Raw genomic sequence first — 21,270 nt, forward strand, 5'->3', positions numbered from 1 at the left:
GTCTGGCTAGAAGGTCTCGCTCGCTGACGGAATCGCGCACCTGTCGTCGGCGTACTGGATCGCGCCGTTGATCAGTTCCTGCAGCGAACCGTGCATCTTGCCGTTGATCGTCAACACCCGAACCACGACGGTCACCGGGTCGCGCTGCTTCAGCGCGTGCGGTGCGGCCTCGCATTCGCCGCGGGTGTACATCCGCAAATTGGTCGTGGCGTTTGGCGGAATGACAACCTGCTGGTGATCCCAGATCAGCTTCGGCGCGTTCGGCACGGTCAGGCCGATCACCGTGACCTGGTACGGGCTGTCATTGCGGATCGGCACCGTCACGGCCGTGTAGTCGCCCGGCGATACGTACGTCGAAAGGTCCGCGCCCGAACGGATCACCGCCGAGTTGTTCGCGGCCCTGACTTTGTACCCGTGGTTGTACACCCAACTGCCGACCGCACCCGCGATCGCCGCCACTGCCACGAGCACGGCCACGCCGACGCGACGCCGCCGGTGCACCGGGGAAACGGCAGAATCAGCGGAACCGGCGACAACATCCGACACTTCGGAGCCAGAAGCGGGTTCGGCGTCGGTCACCCTCGGCTCCGCTGCCGCCGATGGCGTCAAGTCCGCATCGCCCTTGTCGCTCACCGCGTGCACACCCTTCCCTGGAGCGCGGCCGCCGTGGTGTCGATGACCAGATACGCCTTGTGCATGACCTTGTTCGTGTCTCGCAGCTCGAAGGCGATCGCCGTCGGCTGTTGCTGCTGCTCCGCACTCCCGCCGTGCACCAGCGCGCGCGCCACGGCTGCCGCCGCATCACAGCTCACCGTCACCGTGCCGACGAAGTGGATCGTCCCGTTGCCGAGGATGTAACCGGTCCCGTTGTCCGGCCGCAGCCCGACCGCGCCGGCCAGATACGGGCCGGTCAGCGTGCCCGGCGTTATCACAATGCCGTCCGGGCTGTCGTTCGCGATCGAGATGGAGACTTGCGCGGTCTGACTACCGGTAAGCACTTGGCTCGGCAGCACTTCATAACGCGGCGCCGCGCCGCCGACCGGCATGATCTGCACCTCCGGCTGCCCGCCGAGATGCACCACCGCGATGCCTCGGTTCGACACGGCGCGAGTACCTAAGAACACTGAGCTGCACAGCGTCCACCCGAGCGCGCCGACGACTACGACCAACATCACCCAGTCCGCGGATCGCTTCGTCCGCTGCCAGCCCGGCCCCGCGAAGTAACGCGACGCCCGGCCAGATACCGCGCCAGATACCGCGCCGAAGATCGCCGCGAACGCGGTGGCCAGGCGAGAGCGCGCCGCAACGCGGCCATCGCCCCCGGTCACGGACGCGCCATCGTCGCCGTCGCCGGCGGGCGTTTCCGCGGCGGGCGCGGATGATTCGGTGCTGGTTGACACAGTTCTAGATGACGCGAGGCGCGGCATCGGTGTTCCCGTCTTTATCGAGTCGTGCCCTGCCACTTTTCCCCGAGAAGTTCGGCCGCAAGGGGTGACACTGCCGATCAACCATGACAGGATAGTGGGGCGGAACGCGGGGGACGCCAACGCGTCTGTTCCATCAGAACTTAGCAACCCTCGCTCTCCGTCCTGATAAAAGCGCAGCTCAAAAATGGTTTGCGCCGCCGGAGTAGCTTACCCTAGCCTCTCCAGCACACGGATTCGGCCGTTTTCCCGACCGAATCCACCTGGCAGAACCACCCGACCGTGGAACCGCCGACATCGACTCGCCCTCGATGACGGCCGAGAAAAGGCAGGAGGCGAGACCAGTGAGGAACGAATCCATGGTGACGACGATTCCGTCCGCAGCGGTCCTGTCGGCCTGCCCAGCGCTGTCGGATGTCGCCGCTACGTTCGCTCCCGCCGCCCTTTCCCTCAGCTCCGCCGCCGCCCAGGTCTGGGCCGGCGCGTTGGTGCGACCGCAGGGACGCGTCGAGGCCATCGGTGCCGGCTATGCCGCCGCCCCGGCCGTCGCCGTGAAGCGACGCGAAGTCGATCGTGACGTCAATGGCAGCACGACGGCCAGCGGCAAGCGTGTGATCGCGAACGGTACCACCGGCAGCACCAAGCAGCAGGACCAGCTTCACCTGATGTCCCGTCGGGACCCACGACCCTGGAGACCACCGGTCTGACTACCAGTCAGACGAGCGACCTCCAGGCCGCGGAACCCGAATATCCGGGATCCGCGGCCTTCTTGTTCCTCCGGCAGAAAACCGGTGGTGCGAGGGGCGGCGGGACCTGAACCGCATTCAGATCACGACCGAGGAAGACGGCGAGTTGACCGAGACAGCGAAGGTCGAAACCCGCAGCCAGACCCCCAGCACCACCGCAGTGAACCCGGGCCCCGCAGCCGGCGGCGCCGAGACCGAGAGGAAGGAATCAACGATGCAGTTGACCGTGTTCGAGCCGGTCGCGCTCGCCGACGACCTGCCCTGCCGCTCCACCGACCCGGAGCTGTTCTTCGCGGAGTCGCCGGCCGATGTCGAGCTCGCGAAGAGCATCTGCACCGCCTGCCCGATCCGGGAGGCCTGCCTCTCCGGAGCCCTTGAGCGCAAGGAGCCGTGGGGCGTCTGGGGCGGCGAGCTCTTCGTCCAGGGCGTGACCGTGGCCCGCAAGCGGCCGCGTGGACGTCCGCGCAAGACCGACGTCGTCGCCGTCGCGGCTTAGGCGAAGACGACCCACAAGCAGCAAACAGGCAACACCCACCGAAGAAGAAAGTGACTAACCCCGATGTCCACCACTGATCTGTTCGTTTCCCCGGTCTCCGGCCACGCCAACCCGTCCGACCTGCGAGTCAGGAGCAACGTCATGCTGCACACGCACTATCAGCTGGTACAAGAACTCCATCGTGAACGCTTACGACAAGCGGAGGCACACCGCCTCCACCGCGCAGTGCTGCGGGCGCGCCGCGCGCTCGCCCAGCAGCTCATGCGATAACGCGGAGCAGGTGGCAGTACCGGTAGCAGAGAACTGAAGCGGCTTGCCCGCCCCGGGACGGACCCCGGGGCGGGCAAGCCGCTTCGTTTTCGCTCAGCGCGTCAGATGCTCACTGCGTAACGCGCTCACGCCTTACCGATCAGCGCCTTGGCCGAGGAGATCAGGGCCGGCGCGCTGTTGTGTCCCGATCCCTGGATCCCGTGCGGCGCGAGCGCGGCGTGCGCGTACGGTGAGAACCCACCGTCGAAGAACTGGCCGTTGATCAGCTGGTTCATCTGCGCCGCGATCGCATCACGCTGCTGCCCGAGCGCCGCGAGCTGCGCGTCGGTCTGCAGATAAGTCGCGTCGCCCGGCGAGCTGGACTCGATCGCCGCGGTCGCCTTCTTCAGCGTCGCCGTGGCGAACTCGCCCACTGAGGCGTTCAGCTGCTTATACACAGCGGACAGCGCCTCGTACAGCGGCAGTGCGCGCTGCACCGAGCGCGGCAGCGCCTGCGGCTTGAGGAAGCCGATCAGCGGAACGCCGTCGTAAGCGTAATCGTCGCTAAGCCCGAGCAGCGCCATCATCGTCGGCCGGATGTCCGTGTGGTCAGACCACACCGCGTTGGTCACGCCGAGGTGCTTAACGCCGGGTCCGACCAGGCCGAGCCAGGTGGTGTTGATGTCGGGGGAGAAGTCGCCGTGGTTCCACGCGAACGCCGCCTCCGCCTGCACGCACGGCGAGTTGCAGTTCGCCGCGGCGCCGTAGACGAAGTAGTCCGGATCGGCGAACTCGGTCACCGTCGGCGTGCGCAGCGGATCGCCGCTGACCATGTGCAAGATATTCATCTCGGTCTGATCGGCCAGGTAGTTGGCGATCGGGGCGGTCGTGCCGGTGTACGGGTTGGTCGCGGTGACCGCGGCGACCGCCTTCTCGAAGGACCTGGTCGTCGGGTCGTTCTGCGCCGGGTTGCCGTTGAGGTAGTAGTTCGGCGCCGAGTCCGCGTGCACGCCGAACGGCGTCGTCGTGTTCTGCTGCGTCGCGAGCAGGCCCTTGATGTTCGCGTTGACCTCGCCGATCTGCGAGTACGTGCACGGGATCGTCACGCCGTCGCAGTTCGCCGGGCTCGGCTTGCTGCCGACGAAGTGGTCGTTCTCGTCGGAGGTGACCACGAACAGGGTGTTGCTCTTGTTGATCCCGTCCTTAGCCAGGCGGGTGAAGAACTGGCCGAACGCGGTGTCATACGACTTGAGCGCCGCGACATAACCGGCCTCGCCGGGCCCGTATGCGCTGACGGTGTTGTGGTTGTCGTGCGCGTCGGAGATGTACGCGTACGTCACCGGGACGCCCGCTTCCTGCATCTGCGCGACGTAGCCGAGGCTGTTGGCCGCGGTCATGCCGTCGAAGCCCGGGAAGCCCTTGACGCCGTTCGCATCGGTGATCGGAGTGCTGCCGTCCACCTGGGTGACCGGTCCGTTCGGCGAGATCGCCGGGTTGGTGTACTTCGCACCGAACAGGCCCTGGTAGCCGGTGTAACCGCCGGGCTCATCGGGCAGCACGTCGGGCTTGGCGTTCGGCGAGCCGGCGCACAGCGTCGAGTCCTTGGCGCAGTGCACGCCGATGCCGACGAAGTCGGTGAAGGCCAGGCTGGGGTTCGCCTTCAGCTCCGCGGCCTCGGCCGAGTTGGCGCCGAACACCTTCGGGATGTCGATGTTCGTGTTCTCCAGGATGGTGTTCGCCGTCGACACCGCGCCGAAGTCGCAGCCGGCCCTGGTGTAGCCGACCCAAGGCGCCGGGGTGTTCTTGCCGCTCTGGGTGACCATCTCAGGCGCCGTGTCGGTCGGCGTCGGAGTGGAGGAGTCGGCGACGCCGTCGGTCCAGTAGGCGAAGGACGCGGCCGAGTTCGTGGTGCCGTTCGGGTTGTAGTACCGGAACGAGTTGGAGACCGGCTGGCCGTGGTTCGAGCCGTACAGGCCGGTGATCGAGGTGAGGATGTCGTTGCCGGTGTGCGCGATCAGCGGCGTGTGGTGGTTCGAGTCCATCGTGCCGTTAGCGGTGAGGAAGTTCAGCAGGTTCGGCATCTGCTCCAGGTCGCTGGGCACGTTCGGGTTGTCCCTGGTCAGGTGCACATTGTCGAACTGAAGGTAGATCACGTGCTTGGTCGCGCTGCCCGGCTGGCTCAGTAGGCAGCCCGGATCGGCGCTGGCCGCGGCCTTGCCCGATTTGACCGCGCCCGCCGTGGTTCCCGCCTGCGCGGCCGCGGCCGAGGTGCCCGCGACCAGCGCCACCGCGATCAGCGGTACGAGGCCGCGCACACGGCCCCGCTTTCCCGTGCTTTCCATCCGATTCCCTCTCCCAAGGTCGAGACTTCAGCATCCTGATGCTCGAGGCGACCGCTGCGCGGCCAGATACGACCTAAGCGCAGCCGGGCCGCATTGTCATCGGTGAAATCCCTCAAACTCGAGTGATTTTCCGGCGGCAGGGGTCGGAGGATCGCACCTTTATCGCAGAAGGCTGCTGGTGGCGGGCCTGGTACCGGCAAATCTCGGCGACGCGCGCCCCATCGGGCGCTAGCATCGAGCCATGATCCCGGTCACCGAGAAGGAACTGCGCGAGTCCTTCGTGAACTGCTCGAAGGGGGAGGCGGCCAGGATCAACCCGCCGGCCGGTCTGCCCAGGCTGCCGTGGCAGGATCTCGACTTCCTCGGCTGGCGCGACCCGAAGGCCCCGGATCGCGGCTACCTGGTCGCCGAGTACCGCGACCGGCTGGTCGGCTTGACCATGCGGGTGCCGACAGGTGTACGCCGGGCCCTGGTGAAGACGACGGTCTGCTCGATCTGCGTGACCGCGCATCCCGGCTCGGGCGTCTCGCTCTTCGCCGCCCCGAAGGCCGGCCCCAGCGGGCGGCAGGGCAACACGGTCGGTACGTATATCTGCGCTGACCTGGCCTGCCCGCTGTACGTGCGCGGCAAGAAGATGTCTGATCTCGGTTCGCGCTTCGAGGAATCGATGACGCTGGACGAGCAGGTGGCCCGCACGATGCTGAACCTTGAGCAGTTCCTCGACCAGGTCTTCAAGCCCTAAGGAGCCGAGCAGCCAGCCGGATCCGGGCAGTTAGGGCGAGCCCTTAGTTGAACCCCGGCAGCCAGGCGTTCAGTTCGCCCCGCACCGGGACGGTCGCGCCGAGCTGGCACAGGATGCCGAGGCCGCCCATAGTGACCCGGTGAATGAGCAGATACGACGGCGGCAGGTTGAGCCTGCGGCCGAGCGAAGCGGCCGGGTTCTTGCCGTTAGCGAGATGCGCGGCCTGTTCGCGCAACCATTCGCGGCTGAAGGAGAACTGCGGTTCGCGCAGCGGCTCGATCAGCGGGGCGAGATAGTCGAGCACTGCCTGCGGATCGAGCTCGGTGCCCGGCTTGAGGAAGCCCTCCGCGCGCAACGTGTGCGCCACCTCTTCGGCATTCCCGGCCAGCGCGCCCCGCAGCGCCACCCCGATCGCCTCGGGCATCCCGTTCGGCAGCCGGTTGACCGCGCCGAAGTCCAGCACGCCGAGTCGCCACTGTTGCGGGTCATCGGGGTCCACATCGGCGATGTCCGCGCCCGGCTCGGCCGGCAGCAGCCGGAAGTTGCCCGGGTGCGGGTCTGCGTGAAGCAAACCGACGCGTTGCGGACCTGAATAGAGGAACCGGACAAGCAGCGTGCCCGCGCGGTCGCGTTGCGCCTGCGTCCCGGAGGCGATCACAGAGGCCAGCGGGATACCAGGCAGCCACTCGGTGACCAGGATCGTGCCCGCCTGCTCGACCACGTCCGGCACCGTGATGTCCGGGTCGTCGGCGTAGCCCTTCGCGTAGTTCGACTGGGCCTCGGCCTCCGCCGCGTAGTCCAGTTCCTCGGCGATCCGCGCGCGCAGTTCCGTGATCAGCGGCTTCACTTCGATCCCGGGCACCAGCAGGCTGAACAGCCGGGAGACTCGGGCCAGCTGGTTGAGGTCGCCGAGCAGCGCCTTGCCCGCACCCGGGTACTGGATCTTCACCGCGACGTCACGGCCGTCCTGCCACACCGCGCGGTGTACCTGGCCGATCGAGGCGGCGGCGGCCGGCTTGTCATCGAAGGAGACGAACTTCTCCCGCCAATGCGGCCCGAAGGCCGCGGCCAGGGACTTGTGGACCGAGGCCGCGGGCAAGGCGGGCGCGCTCTCCTGAAGCCCCGTCAGCGCCGCGCGATAAGGCCTGGCCAGCTCATCCGGCAGCGCCGCCTCGAATACCGAGAGCGCCTGGCCGAACTTCATCGCCCCGCCCTTGAGCTCGCCCAGCACCCGGAAGAGCTGCTCGGCGGTGCGCTGCTGCACCTCGGTGAGCACCGCGGCAGCAGGTGCCCCGCCCAGCCGCTTGCCCAAGCCCACGGTGGCCCGGCCGGCCAGGCCGAGCGGCAGCGTCGCCAGCTTGGCGGTACGGGCTACTGCGTTGCGCGGCACGTCACTCACATGGTCCATTCTGCCAGGCCGATCGTGGATAAAGGCGGTGCGGCCGCTTCGAAGAGACGCAGATCATCGTCGCCGAGATCGCTGGCCACACAGGCGCACGCCGGGTGCTCGGCAACTGTGAACCGCTCCGGAAGCGCATATGGCAACGCAAAGGACCACACTGCCCCCACGCTCGGCGGCAGTTGCCCGTCGAGATAGGCGAGCGCGTGCAGCACCGTGTAGCTGGCGGCGAGCGCGGACAAGGTCGTGTCACAGGCCGGCCGTGCGGAGGCGCCCTCCACCGCGAGTCCGGCCTGAGTGCGTGGCCAGAGCGGATCGCGGTCGGCCACCGCGAGATCGCGACAGCGGCTACACGGCGTGCGCCGCGGTACGACGAGCGGCCCGAGTACCGCACGGTCTTCGCATACCTCGACGAGCAGATGCGGTACCAGACGTCGGCTCAGATCGAGCAGCAACTCGGTCGGCGGCCGCTCGCCAGGGGCGACGATGACCAAGTCCGCCGCGGTGCGCCGCGAGGCGAGCACGGTGTTCGCGGACGGAGCGAGAAGGCGGATTGCGCGGGCTACGGCGTCCTGGCGGCGGGTCCCGGCGTCTTCGTCGCGATAAGCGCCGGGTCCGGTGTCCTCGTGCCGGACTGCCGAACCGTCGACCGGAACGATGGTGCCGACCCCGGCCGCTGCCAGCCGCAGCGCCGTCTGTGCGCCAACTCGGCCAAGCCCGTGCACCGCCACCGAGAAGCCGCGCCGCCGCTCCAGGGCGCGCACGGCTCCGCCGGGCAGCCGATGGCGCAGCCCCAGGCCGCTGAGATCGGGATCGAGGCGGGCGCGTTCGCCGGGCGAGAGGGCGGCCAGTGCCGAGGTGTCGAGGGCCGCATCGTCGAGGCAGCCGTCCGCGGCCAGTCGGTCAAGCAGTTCCAGCGTGTCGCGGCGGGCTACGCCGATGCGTTCGGCGTATGCGAGCAGGGCTTCGATGTCGCGAGTGCCGTCCAGTGCGTCGATCACGGCGCGAACCGTGGCCGTCATCCGGTAGCGATGGCTGGTGGCCGGACCCCGGCCGAGCTGAAGGGTGCGCTCGTCGTGCCAGATGCGGCTCAGCGCCGGCTTGAGGACCGGTCGCATCGCGCTCAGGGCCCTCCGGGAATGTGGATCGTGAATTGTGGATCGAGAACTGTTCAACGCGGCTGCGATGTTCAACGCGGCTTCGCCGTGGCAGCGCCGGACGCCCAAGCGTCCGGCGCCTCTGCGCCGGCAGCCGCTCGATCACGCCTTGCCGAGAATCCGGTTCACCTTGGTGCCGCAGGTCGGACAAGTGCCCTGCGCCATTCTGCGCCCCGAGTCGCTGATCTTGATCTCGCCGGTGAAGTGCCGCTTCTCCTTGCACTTCACGCAGTAAGCCTCGCCCGTGTACGTCTCGGCCATGGTCGGCCCTCCTGTTGTTCCTGACTCTTCGCGATGGACCGCGATCGTGCGCCCTGCTCCGCCGGGCTCGGCGGTCGGGCGATAGGCCACCCTACGCGAGAGCACACACCGCACACGCATCGTGGCCCATGCGAGCGGCTGGAGCGCTAAGTGGTACCCACCTGAGGGTGATTAGTCACACCGCGATGGGGTTTTGCAGCGGGATTGTGCAGCGGGGATTGATCACCCGCGCGACCGGAATCCGGCAGAGAACACGCCGCGGGGCCCCCAGGCGCACGCTCCACCGACCGGGGCTTTACGCCGCCGCGGCGGGAGCTGTTTTCCGAGAGCCCCGCATCCAGAGAGCGACGCTACGGGCTGGCGGGGCCGACCGTCAATCGGATCCCACGGACGGCTGTGGATAACCCTGGGGACAACCTGGGGACAGTCCGGCGCGCCTTTGTGGACATCCTCGGTCTCCCTGTGGACAAACCTGTGGATCTGGTTGTCGCACCCCCGCTGACCAGCAGCGGCAAAAAATCTTGTGGAATTGACGAAAACCCGGTCTCCGACGGGCTGTGGACAAGTTTTCGGTCCGCTGGGCCCGCCGGGACGGGCCGAAAAGGCGTTCAGCCGCTAATTTGGTGGACATGGCAGCGGACCACACCGACCGGCCGGCCGCCGGGTCCGGCGCCGCCGACCCGGCCGTCGAAGTGCGCCGTTCGCCGCGCCGCCGCCGTACCGTCTCCGCGTATCGCGAAGGTGACCGAACGGTCGTGCTGATCCCGGCGCAGATGTCCGCCGGGGAGGAGGAGCGCTGGGTTCGAGCGATGCTCGACCGGCTCGAACGCCGGGAGCGGCGTAGCGCACTGAATGAGCCGGAACTTGCCCGCCGCGCGATGGCGCTGTCTGCGCAGTACCTCGCCGGTCGCGCCCGGCCGGTCTCGGTGCGCTGGGTGAGCAACCAGGCCGCCCGCTGGGGCTCCTGTACTCCGGTCGACGGCACCATCCGGATCTCGGATCGCGTCCGTGGCCTGCCGGAATACGTCCTGGACTACGTGCTGCTGCATGAACTGGCGCATCTGCTGGTCCCCAACCACGGCGCTAAGTTCTGGGCGCTGCTGGACGCGTATCCCCGCACCGAACGCGCCCGCGGCTACCTCGAGGGCTATGCCCGCTCGGACGGGTCGGCCGACCGAGACGGCGACGACCAGGACAGTGACGACTCAGACAGTGACGATCAAGACGACGACGCGAAGAACTCGGCGTCAGAGGAAGTCGAAGACTAGCCACGTGGGGCGGGTCCGACGGTGAAGAACCGGTCGGACCCGCCCCACGGTGAACTACAGGCCAGGTAGCCAAGTTGCTAGGCCGCTTGTGCCCGCGGCGATCGGGCGCACGCAATGCCTCAGCCTTAGCGACCCTTCGCCGCGTCCTTCACGTTGTCGCCAGCCTTCTTCAGCGAACCCGCGGTCTTGTCCTTCTTGCCTTCGAGTTCGGTGCTGCGGTCTCCTGCGGCCCGGCCGACCTTCTCCTTGACCTTGCCCTTGACCTTCTGCGCCTGGTGGCCGGCCTTGTCAGCCATGTCGTCGGCGGTCATCTCCGGTCCGTCCCTTCTTGCTCGACTTCAGTCGAGCAACCGGGTAACCGGGATCGGCCCAAGCATTCGGTCTCGCGTCAGCCGGCCCCGAAGCAGACGAAGCCGCGCGCGTCCGGAACCGCCCGCTGCGCCTTGACCAGTGCCAGCGCCGGAGGGAACCGCTCGGCAAGTGCGCCATGGAACACGTTCATCAGCTCGCGCGTCTCTTCGTCCCCGACTGGCGCGACCGACGCGATCAACGTGCGGGTGCCGAGCGCGAACACGGCGCTGGCCACGCCCATCAGCTCATCACCCGGCCGGATGCCGGATAGCGCCGCGTCACAGGCCGAGAGCACCAGCGTGGCCGGGGCCTGCCGGATGCCTTCCAAGTCGTAGACGGTAAGCGGTCCGTCCGCCAACTCCAGGCTGGAGAAGAGCGGATTATCCGATCGGAACCGGCCGTGCGCCGCGATGTGGGCCAGTTGCGCGCCGTCCAGCGCTTCAGCGACCGCTTGCGCCGTGGCGTCCGCGCCGACCAGCGGCTTGGCGAGCGGATACCGGTGCGCCAGGTCGCCGATCTCGGCCTCGGCGTGCGGCAGACCAGGGCCGTAAGCGAGCACCACCTGCTCGGCCAAGCGATCCTGCTGAGCCGCGGTCCTCAGCGCATGCGCATCACGTGCCGCCTGCTCGTCAGGAGCGCGCGCAGAACGTCTCCGCACGGCGTCGTCGCCGACGTCTCTAGGTGTTCGAGGCTTCGCCAGCTCGTCCTCGGCCTGAGCATTGACGGCCGTCAGCCACGAGCGCGCCGACGGAGACACCGTCACCTGGCGGCCCGTCAGCGATGGCAGCACGGACCAGGCCAGCGCGTGCAGCGAGCCGGTCGGCACCAGCACCAGTGGCCGATCCCCGAGCCGCTTGGCCAGCGGTCGCACCAGCGCGTTGTCCAGCTCGCCGCGGGCGTAGTCGTAGGCGGCCAAGGCAGCCTGTTGCAGAGCTTCGGAGCCATGACGCCGCGCCATCCGCTCCAGCGAGAAGCGCAGCGAGTCGACCTCGGAGAGCACCGCCTTGTACGAGCCGAGCGCGTGATGCCGAGCCACTCCGTCCACGAGGCTCACCGCGTGCAGTGCGTCATCGACCCGGACGTACTCCACCAGCGCGCGCTCGCCGAGACCGGCGCTGAGCGCGGCCAAGTCGAGCCGCGGCTCCGGCTCTTGAGCACTGCCGGGCGCGTGCCTGGCCAGCTCTTTGACGTCCTGTTCCAACCGCACTCGCTCGGCTTGGAGGCCGCGCACATTCTTTCCGGCGAGACCGTCCTCGGCGATCTGCGCGACCACTGCGCGCAGGCGACCGAGCCGTGCCGCGAACGCCGCGTCGTCTGGAGGCCGCACCGGCCGCCGGCGCAAGGCCGCGGCCCGCCACTGCTCGGCTCGCAGCAGCACCTGCCGCGCCGAACCGCCAGTCAGTGCCAGCCGCAGTCCTGTTTTGGCCAGGTCCGCGCCCATCATCGCGGCGCCGGCCCGCAGGTCGGTCGCGCCGAGCGTCCCCGCGTAGTCGGCCGCGACCCGCAGCCCCTGGTCCACGGCTCGACCAGCTTCCGCGACATTCCCGCGGGCCTCACTCAGCGCGGCCTGTGCCTCCCAGCCGACGATCCGCAACCGCGCAGGACCGCCCCTGCGTGCCGTCGCGACCTGGGTGAACAGTTCGGTCGCCTCGTCGTGCCGCCCGAGCGCCAACGCCATCCGCGCCGCGAATAGCTTGCTTTCCTGCGGAGTGATCAGCCAGCCGGCCTGTTCCAGCTGCTCCGAGTTACGTACCAGGTCGCGCAGGATGCGCACACTGCGCTCGCCGGCTGTGAACCGGGCCGCGAGCTCTATGTGCGACGCCCAGGCCGCCCAGTTAGGCCGTCGCTGCCTGGTGAATGCCACCCGGGCCGCGCGTGCGCACTCGATGGCCGCTGAGGGGTCGCCCGCAGCCAGCGCGGCATCAGCGGCCAGTAACCGCGCCTCGGCGGCGTTGAACGCGAAACCGGCCCGCTCATGCCCATCAGCCGCCTGCTCCGCACACTTCCGTGCCTCTTCGACGAGTCCGGCCTCCAGCAGCGCGTCGGCCCGGTCGGCCAGCACCGACTCGGTCCTTCTGCCGATCTGCTGCGCGAGTTCTCTGGCCCGATCCAGCTGGCGCAGCGCTTCGGGCAGGTCGCCGGCGCGCAGCGCGGCGAAGCCCAGATTGTGCTGCGCGCTCTGGTGGACCACCTCGTAACCGTTGTCGCGGCCGAGTTCCACCGCACGATGAAGATCCCGCCGAGCCGACTCGTGATCGCCGCGATAAGCCAACAGCGTCCCGCGCAGACTCAGCAGCAGCCCTTCCCAGCGCGCGTCTCGATGCTCCTGCAAGGTCTGCTGCGCCGCGCTGTAGCTTGCGAGCGCATCCGCGGTCCGGCCTATTCGCTGCAGTACCAAGCCGACGTTAACGCGTAGTCTCGCGAGATCCAGGGCGCCGTCAGGCAGGTTCGACAGCGTCGCCTCGGCCAGTGCGGCTTCGGCCAGCGCGGCCTGAGTGTTGCCGCGGTCGGCGTGGATCACGACCAAGGAGGTGCGCGCCTGTGCGGCGCGCAGCGGGAAGCCGGCCCGGTCCCCGAGTCTCACCGCGGTGCGCAGCGCCGCCCTGGCAGCGGGCAAGTCTCCGAGCTGCCGCCTGGCCAGCCCGAGTGCCCGGTACACGACACAGGCCACTTCGTCTCTGCGGCTTGCGCCAAGCAATACGGCGGCCCGCTCGCAGGCCGCGCGAGGGTCGCGCTGCGCGTCCTCGACAAGGGTGAGCGCCTCGGCGAGCCGACGCTCGTCATCGCGTGGAGTCTCGGCAGCTGTGCTCACCGACTCAGCTTCTCAGGCGTCGACCCATTCGGTCACTACCTGAGTGCCGTCCGGCATCGTGCAACGAAGCCGCAGCAATCCGGCCGGCACCGCGCTCAGCGAGAAGCGCCCGAGATGGTCGACGGGTGCGGTCAGCGACTGCCCGGTCTGCGCGGCCGATTCCAGGTCGACATGGTTCGGGCCCGAGGGCACCAGCTGGCCGATGAGTTTGCGCGCGCCGCCGACTTCGGTGGCCTCGATCGCGACCGTCATTCCCGGCGCTTCGAAGGTCAGCAGCCGGTGTTCACCGTGGGCGCGTGTCGCCGAGCCCACGAGCTGTGCGTCGTCGATGAGCTGGGCCAGTTGGGAATCCATGTCCCGCCAGGCGAAGGTGGATCTCGCGGCGGCCATGACCGCATCCGGCACCGGGTCGAGGTGATCGAACATCGCACCGACGCGTCTAAGCAGCTTCGCGTCGTCAACGCTCTCACCTACTGATCGGTTGCTTTCCATATCTCCTGCTCCCCCGACTCGGATGGACGTTGCGTGGCGTTGTGCTGAGCGACGACGCGCTGTGCCTTACGTCGCCAAACGTGCGCGTAACCGATCGAGGCAGCGTGCCCTCGTTGGACCGATCGATCCCACAGGAATGCTCAACGCGGCGGCGACCTGTGCGTAACTCTCCAGCGGCGAGACCGCGAGTACCCGCAACAGGCTCCGGCAACGCTCTGAAAGCCCGGCAAAGGCGTCCCATAACTCGCGGTGCTCGTCCTGCTCGATGGTGCGCCGTTCCGGGTCCTGTTCGTCGTCCTCGTCTTCTTCATCGGGGCCGTCGTAGATCGGCACCTCGCGGTCGCGCCGGCGCAGTACGCCGATCGACTCGCGCCGGGCCGTAGTGGCCAGCCAGCCGGCCAGCCGGGTCGGATCGTTGATCGCGTCGAGGTGCTCGACCAGGCGCAGCCAGGTGGTCTGGCACACGTCCGCGGCGTCGGCGTCGGAGAGCCGGAAACCGCGCGCCACCGACCAGACCAACCGAGCGAACCGGCTCACGAGCAGGTCCCATGCCTTCTGGTCTCCGTCCGCCGCTCCCGTGAGCAGTTCCTGCGTGCTGGAGTCCTCGTCCACGACCATTCCCTTTCCCGCGCTGACCTGAGCGACAGCGCGGGAAAGGGTATCGATCCAAGTGGTCACTCGACCACTACGCCGAAGTCCGGGTGGCACTGGCGGCTGGCGGTGTCAAGCAGCGTCTCGGCCGCCTCGATCGCGCTGAGGTGCTTGGACGCGGCGAACCCGGCGATCGCCCCGGCGACCCGCGGCGCGGCGAACGAGGTACCCGACCACTGGGCGAAACCGAAGAACTGGTGGCCGTCGTCGATGAACGGGCCGCACACATTGGCGCCGACCGAGCAGGCGTCCACCCACCAGCCGTGGTTGGAGAACTCGGCCCTGCGAGTGCCGTCCGACTCCAGCGCGCCGACCGCGACACAGCTCTTGAGCGTGGCGGGCCAGAACGGGCGGTTCGAGCCGCTGTTGCCCGCGGCCACCACGATCACGGTCTGCTTGCCGAAGCGGGCGAGCGACTCGGCGAGCAGCGGCGAAGGCTCGTCGTCGAAGGTGTAGCCCCCGAGCGAGAGGTTGAGCACGTCGAGGATTTCGCCCGACCGGGAAAGGCGGCTGCGCAACCGGGAGAGCGACCGCAGGACCTCAAGCTCGTCGCCCACGCCGTCATCGCCCAGTGCCCGCTCGATCATGAGGAAGGCGGTGGGCGCCTGGCGCAGCAGCGTTCCGGCTACGAACGTGCCGTGTCCCGTCTGGGTCTCCAGCTCGTAGTCGACCTCGGCCGGGATCGGGTCCAGCTGGTCCGGGCTTACCTGGGCGAACCAGTCGCTATCCGCGAACCATGGATGGCTCACGATGCCGGTGTCGATCACGCCGGCGAAGACGCGGCGCGCGGAGGTGTCCACCGGTACTGGCTTAGGCATCGGGGCGCAGGCTTTGGGCAGGTCGAATGGCCCGCCGGTGTAGTCCGGCTCGCCGCGCAGCAAATGGTTGAGCGAAACGGCCATCGGACCGTCGCTGTGCGTGCGCAGCTGGCCGATCAGCTCCATCGGATGGACGCCGGCGTCGGGACGCAGATGCAATCGGGTGACGCCGACCTCCAGCAGGTCGTCGCGGCGCTCGGTGTAGCGCTCGACGGCCTGGTGCGCGCGGTCGGCGTGCCGGGTCGCGACAAGGATCTGGTCCTTGCGGTGCAGCGCAGTTGTCCCGTTCGGGCCTTCGCTCAGCACGGCGTCGCGGTGACGGGCGAGCAGGCGCTCCATACGGGCTTCGTGGTTCAGGCTCATGGGTGTTTCCCTCCATTAGGCAGTCTTGCGCTAGGCCCGAGGCTTAGCACGTCTGCCCCGTTCTACGGCGCGGTTCGCGGATCCCGTTGCCGTGGCTGAGCGGGACGCGCCAGGTGGCCAGGACGTACCCCCGTGACGTCCTGACTGAAAGGGCGCGCCCCGCGCAGCCGTCCCGATGCCCGTCGTGTCTTTCCCCCCACGGGCATCGGGACGGTCCCCCAGCATCCACCCCACACTGACCTTCGCCGGGCTCTCCCCTTCCCGGAACGGTCAATAACAAGAGCGCGGGGGAGGGGTTCCTGATACACCCGGCTCAACTTTTTTTCGGATTTCCATTTCACCTGCTCAGAGGGTGACTGGTGGTCCAAATGTCATCGAGCTCACCCCGGCCGTTCATCGGGGACCCCTTGCGCGCGCTGCCGAGCATGCAGGTATGGTTAGGCTTGCCTAACTAGACCTGCGGTCGTGCCGGTCAGCCGGCCGCGCTGTGACAATCCACCGCCTGACGACTCTCGACCTGACCGACGACCAAGGATCTGCCCTCCATGTGGAATGACGCGTTCCCCAGCTTCCTGATCGGCCTGCGCGAAGGGCTGGAGGCTGGGCTCATCGTCTCGATCCTGGTCGCGACGCTGGTGCGGGCCGGCCAACGGGCCCGGCTCGGCGCGGTGTGGGCCGGCGTGGGCGCCGCGGTGGCGCTGAGCCTGTCCTTCGCCGCGGTGCTGACCTTCACCGCTGCGGACCTGCCGGCCGGGGGACAGGATGTCTTCGGCGGGGTGCTCTCGCTGATCGCCGTCGCTTTCGTCACCACGATGGTGTTCTGGATGCGCAAGTCGGCGCGCAGTCTGTCCGGTGATCTAAAGGCGCGCGTCACCGAGGCGTTGGGGCACAGCGCCGGGGTTCTTGTGGTCACTTCGTTCATCGCGGTCGCGCGGGAGGGCCTGGAGACCTCGCTGTTCCTGTGGACCACGGCCAAGTCAGCCGGCGAGTCGCAGGGGCCGATGATCGGCGCGGGGATCGGCATCGCGCTGGCGGTGGCCGCGTGCTGGGGTCTGTACCGCAGGGTGCTGAAGATCAACCTGACCAAGTTCTTCTCGGCCACCGGAGTCGTGCTGATCGTCATCGCGGCGGGTGTACTGGCTTACGGCCTCGGCGATCTGCAGGAAGGCGGCCTGATTCCGGGCCAGAGCGCATACGCGTTCAACCTCAGCTCGATCGACTCAGGCTCCTGGTATGCGACGCTGATCGCCGGAACGCTCAACCTCACGCCCGCGATGACCTGGCTGCAGGTCATCGGCTATCTGCTGTACCTGCCGTTGACCATGTACCTTTTCGTGCGCGGTATCCGCTCCGCGACGGCAGCTTCAACAGGCACCGCGACGGCTGGGGCGGCGACAGCGAGCACGTCGGCGCAGACCGAATCCGCGATCCCGCTCACGAGAGCACAACGGCGCGCCGCGGCGCGCGTCGCGGACGAACAGGCGCTCGCCGCGCGCATTGCGGCTAAGCGGGAAGCGAAGCAGGAGCGCGAGGCCGCACGGCGGGTACCGCGCTGGGCGGTGGGCACCTCGATCTTCGCCGTGCCCGCGGTGGCCGCCGTGGCCGTGATCTGCGTGCTCGGCCCCGGAAAGAGCAGTGCGGCATCGAACGAGATCGCCCTGAGCGAGTCCAGTTGCGGCACCGGCTGGACGAATCCCCAGGCGGGCGCGCAGAGCTTCAGCCTGACCAACAACGGCCACAACACCGCCGAGGTCTTCCTGATCGACCCGAGCAGCAACGCGGTGTTCGCCGAGATCGAGAATCTGGCTCCCGGCACCACGCGCCCGCTGACCGTGACGCTTTCCGGCGGCTCATACGCCTTCCGCTGCGCGTTCACCGACGGTACCGCGCTCAGTTCGAAGACTTACTTGGTCAGCGGCGGCTCTTCGGACGCGAACACCGGCTTCGCCCCAGTGACCGACCAGGATCTGCAACAGCCTGTCGCCGACTATCGCGCCTACGTGCAGCAGAACCTGCCGGTGCTGCTCGCCGACAGCCAGCGCCTGGCCGCCGATCTTGCCGCCCCCGACCTCGCCGCGGCCAAGACGGACTGGCTCACCGCGCACCTCGACTACGAGGGCCTGGGCGCCGCGTACGGCACCTTCGAAGACTTCGACACGAAGATCGACGGACGCGCGACCGGGCTCCAGGGCGGCGTGAACGACTCGTCGTGGACCGGATTCCACCGGATCGAATACGGACTCTGGCACGGCCAGAACGCCGCCGTCCTCAAGCCGCTCGGCGATCAGCTGGTCGCCGATGTGCAAGGGCTGATCAAGGCGTTCCCGAACCAGACCACTGATCCGAACGACCTGCCGCTGCGCACCCACGAGATCCTAGAGAATACCCTCCAGTTCCAGCTCACCGGGATCTCCGACTACGGCAGCGGCACCGCGCTGGCCACCGCCTCCGCCAACCTGCACGGCACGCAGATCGTCCTGAGCACGCTGGTCGGGCTGATGCAGGCCCGCGACCCGCAGGCGCTTAAATCCATCGACACCTGGATTCAGACCGTCGCCGCCGATCTGAACGCCGCGCACCACGCCGACGGCTCGTGGACGGCTCTTGACCAGCTCACCGCGGCGCAGCGGCAGCAGATCAACGGGGATTTGGGCGAACTGCTCGAACAGCTCTCCGTCGTGCCTGGCCTGCTTGAGGAGCGCAGCAGCGCGTGATCACGACCATGACCATGACCGTCACCCGCACCTGCGCCCGCGAGACAGAGATCTGAAGATGACCGAAGAGAACCTTCCCGCCGGTGGCACCTGCCCGTTCGCCGCGATGGCCGCTGCGGGTACCGCCGAAGCCAATGGCACGGATGTCACCAGCGCCGACTTCCACCACGCGCTGCGCCGCCGTTCTTTCCTGCGCGGCGCGGCAGTAGGCGCGGTCGGCGCTGCCGCGGTGACCGCCGGCGGCTTCGGCACCGCGCAGGCGCTGTCCTCCTCCGGCGACTCCTCGGACACCGGCAGCGGCCGCACGATCCCGTTCCACGGCACGCATCAGGCGGGCATCCTCACCCCGCCGCAGCTGGCCGCGACCGTCGTGTCCTTCAACGTCGTCGCCGCCGACCGGGCCGCTCTCCAAGAACTTTTCAAGACCCTGACACAGCGGGCGCGATTCCTGACCGAGGGCGGCACGCCCGCCGACCTGGGCGTCGCATCCCCGCCCTCGGACAGCGCCACCCTCGGCCCGCAGGTCCCCGCCGACGGCCTGACCATCACGGTCGGCGTCGGGGCGTCGCTCTTCGACGGCCGCTATGGCCTGGCCGCGCGTAAGCCCGCGAAGCTGGCCAAGATGCCGGTCTTCCCCAACGACAACATGCAGAACTCCACCGAGCTGCACGGCGATCTGTCGCTGCAGATCTGCGCCGACCACCGCGACACGGTCATGCACGCACTGCGCGATATCACCAAGCACACCCGCCAATGGCTTCAGCTGAGCTGGAAGGCGGACGGTTTCCAGTCTCCGTCCCGGCCGACCGGAGCGCAGCGCAACCAGCTCGGTTTCAAGGACGGGATCGCCAACCCGGACGTAGCATCGAGCACTGAGACCAATGCCTTGATCTGGACGCACGGCGGCGCGAACGGCGAGCCGGCCTGGGCCGACGGCGGCTCGTACCAGGTGGTGCGGATCATCAGGATGCTGGTGGAGTTCTGGGACCGGGTCTCGCTGACCGAGCAGGAGAACATGTTCGGTCGGCGGCGGGACACCGGCGCCCCGCTCTCCGGCGCCAAGGAGACCGACATCCCGCAGTACGCCAACGATCCGGACGGAAAGATCATCCCGCTGGACGCGCACATCCGGCTGGCCAACCCGCGCACCGCGAAGACCGACCGCCAGCGGATCCTGCGCCGCGGCTACAACTACGATCGGGGCATCGACAACAACGGCAACCTCGATGTCGGCCTGCTGTTCGCCTGCTACAACCAGGACGTGGTGCGGCAGTTCGAGGCGGTGCAGACCAGGCTGATCGACGAGCCGCTGGTGGACTACATCTCGCCGACCGGCGGCGGCTACTTCTTCGCGCTGCCGGGGGTCAAGGACGCTTCGGACTACTACGCTTCGGGGCTGTTCGCGTGAACGGCCCGGGAAATCACCGATCGGCGGCGCACCCGCCGTCCGGTGCACAAGCCACTCAAGGCACTGATACAGGCGAGGCTCGGACGGCCAACGCCCGGTTAGTTCCTTGAGTCCGCCACGGCGAGCGACCCGCCGTGGCAAAGCCGTGGCCCCGCTTCGGATCCGTCCGAAGCGGGGCCACGGTCTCGCGATGCCGGTGTTGCTGCAATGCCTGTGTTACTGCGATGCGTGTGTTACTCGCTCTTGCGGCGCCGGGTTCCGAAGACGATCTCGTCCCAGGACGGCACAGTCGCTCGCTTGCCCGGGGTCACGCCGTCGTTGACCGCCTGCTGGTCGGTCGTGCCGCGGAGCCGGTCCTTGTGCGGGCCGACCGGGCCGAACAACGCGTCCGAGTACGCCGAGCCGGCCCCGGTCTGCCGCTGCCGCGCCGCCGGCTCGTCAGCCGCCGGGGTCGTCGGGGTGGCGGAAGCCGCCGATGCCGCGGCCGCTACCGGCCGAAGCGGAGTGACCACGGAGTCGCTCGAGGCCGCAGGACTCGAGACGGAGCCGGGAGACGAAGCCGCGGTGGTGCCGGCGGCGGCCACCGGACGCTGACCCTGCCAGGTCGGCAGCGCGGTGACCGAGGACGCCGGGCGCACCGAGGTCGGCTCGCCGCCCGAGGCCGCGGCCGGGAGCCTCGGCTGGCGCGGGGTGAACGGGAACGCGTTCTCCGCCGCCACGTCGCTCGACAGCAGCCGCGCCTCGTCGTCGGCCGGGGTGACCAGCCGGCGCGGCGGGTCGAAGGCCCAGGTCGCCTCGTAGGGCAGGCCGCCGATCCGGAACGCGAGACGAACCGTCCAGACACCGTCGTCCCGGCGCCACGAGTCCCACTGCGCCGAGTCGTGGTCCGGCTCGCGGTGCATCAACCGCTCGCGCACCACGTCGCCCAGCTTCGGTCCGTGTGTCTCGCCGGCCCGGCGCACCTGAGTGTTCTGCGCCCGCTCGGCCATGAACGCCCGCTCCGCGAGCACCGGGCCCTCGTAGCGGCGTACCCGCTCAAGCGGGATGCCCGCCAGATCGGCCACCTGCTCCGCGGTCTGCCCGGCGCGGATGCGCGCCTGGATGTCGCGCGGACGCAGCTGCGCGTCCAGCTCTATCTCGATCTGGCCGAGCCGGGCCCGATCGCCGCGCACCGCGGCGCGCAGCCTGTCGTCGATGGCGAGGAAGAACTCCTGGCCGTCCGGGGCACGCAGCACCAGGCGATCGCCGTCGCCGGAGACCGCCATCACGCGCAGTTCGGTCATGAGACCTCCTGGGTGGTGCCGCTGCTGGACGTAGTAACGAGTGTGGCGCGCACATCGGTGGTTCGGGAAGATGCCACGCCCGTTCGGCGCAACACGCTCCGCGGCGCGTTACCCGTTCGGGGGACCGCCGTTTGGACAGGACGAAGATCGCGCCCGTGAAGCTTGATGCGCGCGGTCATTTGTCGTTATCCCCCTCGGCGGTTCCGGAAACTCATCGCGCCGGCCTTCTTCTCGCTACTCCTCGTCCGGTCCACCGTATCAGCGTGCACTGCCTGAACGGAGTCCCAACGCGGC

At 68.6% G+C, this 21,270-nt stretch carries 18 protein-coding genes; 6 read left to right on the plus strand and 12 right to left on the minus strand.

The window, feature by feature from the left end; all coding sequences use genetic code 11:
* Window positions 1-6: 6 nt before the first annotated feature.
* Window positions 7-579: a hypothetical protein gene (locus VN779_RS13085; RefSeq protein ID WP_325722921.1), complete on the minus strand. Its 573-nt coding sequence runs from the start codon at window positions 577-579 to the stop codon at window positions 7-9.
* Between the two features lie 50 nt (window positions 580-629).
* Window positions 630-1,400: a hypothetical protein gene (locus VN779_RS13090; RefSeq protein WP_325722923.1), complete on the minus strand. Its 771-nt coding sequence runs from the start codon at window positions 1,398-1,400 to the stop codon at window positions 630-632.
* A gap of 383 nt (window positions 1,401-1,783) precedes the next feature.
* Here VN779_RS13090 and VN779_RS13095 point away from each other — a divergent pair, with 383 nt between their 5' ends.
* Window positions 1,784-2,131, plus strand: a complete 348-nt coding sequence (locus tag VN779_RS13095) for a hypothetical protein (RefSeq protein ID WP_325722925.1) — start codon at window positions 1,784-1,786, stop codon at window positions 2,129-2,131.
* A 145-nt stretch (window positions 2,132-2,276) separates the two neighbouring features.
* Window positions 2,277-2,666, plus strand: a complete 390-nt coding sequence (locus VN779_RS13100; protein ID WP_349260769.1) for a WhiB family transcriptional regulator — start codon at window positions 2,277-2,279, stop codon at window positions 2,664-2,666.
* Between the two features lie 395 nt (window positions 2,667-3,061).
* Here the strand turns inward: VN779_RS13100 and VN779_RS13105 are convergent, their stop codons facing one another.
* Window positions 3,062-5,257 carry a hypothetical protein gene (locus VN779_RS13105; protein WP_325722927.1) on the minus strand — a complete coding sequence of 732 codons (2,196 nt, stop codon included), beginning with the start codon at window positions 5,255-5,257 and terminating at the stop codon, window positions 3,062-3,064.
* Between the two features lie 241 nt (window positions 5,258-5,498).
* On the opposite strand from VN779_RS13105, the gene VN779_RS13110 reads away from it, so the two are divergent.
* Window positions 5,499-5,999: an FBP domain-containing protein gene (locus VN779_RS13110; protein ID WP_325722929.1), complete on the plus strand. Its 501-nt coding sequence runs from the start codon at window positions 5,499-5,501 to the stop codon at window positions 5,997-5,999.
* Between the two features lie 43 nt (window positions 6,000-6,042).
* Here the strand turns inward: VN779_RS13110 and VN779_RS13115 are convergent, their stop codons facing one another.
* The 3 genes from VN779_RS13115 to VN779_RS13125 form a co-directional block, all read right to left on the minus strand.
* Complete coding sequence (locus VN779_RS13115; protein WP_325722931.1) at window positions 6,043-7,398, minus strand: AarF/ABC1/UbiB kinase family protein; 1,356 nt, start codon at window positions 7,396-7,398, stop codon at window positions 6,043-6,045.
* Window positions 7,395-8,516, minus strand: coding sequence for a ThiF family adenylyltransferase (locus tag VN779_RS13120; RefSeq protein WP_325722933.1), 1,122 nt, complete (start codon window positions 8,514-8,516; stop codon window positions 7,395-7,397). The genes VN779_RS13115 and VN779_RS13120 overlap by 4 nt, the downstream gene beginning before the upstream one ends.
* 141 nt (window positions 8,517-8,657) lie before the next feature.
* On the minus strand, window positions 8,658-8,816 hold the full coding sequence (locus tag VN779_RS13125) for a DUF5679 domain-containing protein (protein WP_324841199.1): 159 nt from the start codon (window positions 8,814-8,816) through the stop codon (window positions 8,658-8,660).
* A gap of 629 nt (window positions 8,817-9,445) precedes the next feature.
* On the opposite strand from VN779_RS13125, the gene VN779_RS13130 reads away from it, so the two are divergent.
* Complete coding sequence (locus VN779_RS13130) at window positions 9,446-10,084, plus strand: M48 family metallopeptidase (RefSeq protein ID WP_325722935.1); 639 nt, start codon at window positions 9,446-9,448, stop codon at window positions 10,082-10,084.
* A gap of 125 nt (window positions 10,085-10,209) precedes the next feature.
* Here VN779_RS13130 and VN779_RS13135 read toward each other — a convergent pair whose 3' ends face one another.
* The 5 genes from VN779_RS13135 to VN779_RS13155 all read right to left on the minus strand — a co-directional run bounded on the left by VN779_RS13135 (window position 10,210) and on the right by VN779_RS13155 (window position 15,571).
* Window positions 10,210-10,395, minus strand: coding sequence for a CsbD family protein (locus tag VN779_RS13135; RefSeq protein ID WP_325722938.1), 186 nt, complete (start codon window positions 10,393-10,395; stop codon window positions 10,210-10,212).
* Window positions 10,396-10,472: 77 nt separating this feature from the next.
* Window positions 10,473-13,247, minus strand: coding sequence for a CHAT domain-containing protein (locus tag VN779_RS13140; RefSeq protein WP_325722941.1), 2,775 nt, complete (start codon window positions 13,245-13,247; stop codon window positions 10,473-10,475).
* Window positions 13,248-13,259: 12 nt separating this feature from the next.
* Window positions 13,260-13,739, minus strand: coding sequence for a hypothetical protein (locus VN779_RS13145; RefSeq protein WP_325722943.1), 480 nt, complete (start codon window positions 13,737-13,739; stop codon window positions 13,260-13,262).
* Between the two features lie 66 nt (window positions 13,740-13,805).
* The gene (locus tag VN779_RS13150; RefSeq protein WP_325722945.1) at window positions 13,806-14,351 is read right to left on the minus strand and encodes an RNA polymerase sigma factor; all 546 of its coding nucleotides are present in this window, start codon (window positions 14,349-14,351) and stop codon (window positions 13,806-13,808) included.
* A 62-nt stretch (window positions 14,352-14,413) separates the two neighbouring features.
* Window positions 14,414-15,571 (minus strand): S8/S53 family peptidase, encoded by a 1,158-nt coding sequence (locus tag VN779_RS13155; RefSeq protein WP_325722946.1) that lies wholly within the window; start codon window positions 15,569-15,571, stop codon window positions 14,414-14,416.
* A gap of 545 nt (window positions 15,572-16,116) precedes the next feature.
* Between VN779_RS13155 and efeU the strand changes: the two genes are divergently transcribed.
* Together efeU and efeB are read left to right on the plus strand one after the other, a co-directional pair.
* Window positions 16,117-18,285, plus strand: a complete 2,169-nt coding sequence (gene efeU / locus VN779_RS13160; protein WP_325722948.1) for an iron uptake transporter permease EfeU — start codon at window positions 16,117-16,119, stop codon at window positions 18,283-18,285.
* Window positions 18,286-18,343: 58 nt separating this feature from the next.
* Complete coding sequence (gene efeB, locus VN779_RS13165; RefSeq protein WP_325722950.1) at window positions 18,344-19,693, plus strand: iron uptake transporter deferrochelatase/peroxidase subunit; 1,350 nt, start codon at window positions 18,344-18,346, stop codon at window positions 19,691-19,693.
* Window positions 19,694-19,926: 233 nt separating this feature from the next.
* Here the strand turns inward: efeB and sepH are convergent, their stop codons facing one another.
* Window positions 19,927-20,976 carry a septation protein SepH gene (gene sepH / locus VN779_RS13170; protein ID WP_325722952.1) on the minus strand — a complete coding sequence of 350 codons (1,050 nt, stop codon included), beginning with the start codon at window positions 20,974-20,976 and terminating at the stop codon, window positions 19,927-19,929.
* Between the last annotated feature and the right edge of the window lie 294 nt (window positions 20,977-21,270).

It is taken from the genome of Actinocrinis sp. (genome assembly GCF_035605935.1).
In the GTDB taxonomy this organism is placed as follows: Bacteria; Actinomycetota; Actinomycetes; order Streptomycetales; family Catenulisporaceae; genus Actinocrinis.

Coding starts and splice junctions, on each gene's coding strand:
- VN779_RS13095 (WP_325722925.1), top strand. CDS start 1,784: ATGGTGACGACGATTCCGTCCGCAGCGGTCCTGTCGGCCTGCCCAGCG.
- VN779_RS13105 (WP_325722927.1), bottom strand. CDS start 5,257: ATGGAAAGCACGGGAAAGCGGGGCCGTGTGCGCGGCCTCGTACCGCTG.
- VN779_RS13110 (WP_325722929.1), top strand. CDS start 5,499: ATGATCCCGGTCACCGAGAAGGAACTGCGCGAGTCCTTCGTGAACTGC.
- VN779_RS13120 (WP_325722933.1), bottom strand. CDS start 8,516: ATGCGACCGGTCCTCAAGCCGGCGCTGAGCCGCATCTGGCACGACGAG.
- VN779_RS13125 (WP_324841199.1), bottom strand. CDS start 8,816: ATGGCCGAGACGTACACGGGCGAGGCTTACTGCGTGAAGTGCAAGGAG.
- VN779_RS13130 (WP_325722935.1), top strand. CDS start 9,446: ATGGCAGCGGACCACACCGACCGGCCGGCCGCCGGGTCCGGCGCCGCC.
- VN779_RS13135 (WP_325722938.1), bottom strand. CDS start 10,395: ATGACCGCCGACGACATGGCTGACAAGGCCGGCCACCAGGCGCAGAAG.
- VN779_RS13145 (WP_325722943.1), bottom strand. CDS start 13,739: ATGGAAAGCAACCGATCAGTAGGTGAGAGCGTTGACGACGCGAAGCTG.
- VN779_RS13155 (WP_325722946.1), bottom strand. CDS start 15,571: ATGAGCCTGAACCACGAAGCCCGTATGGAGCGCCTGCTCGCCCGTCAC.
- efeU (WP_325722948.1), top strand. CDS start 16,117: ATGTGGAATGACGCGTTCCCCAGCTTCCTGATCGGCCTGCGCGAAGGG.
- efeB (WP_325722950.1), top strand. CDS start 18,344: ATGACCGAAGAGAACCTTCCCGCCGGTGGCACCTGCCCGTTCGCCGCG.
- sepH (WP_325722952.1), bottom strand. CDS start 20,976: ATGACCGAACTGCGCGTGATGGCGGTCTCCGGCGACGGCGATCGCCTG.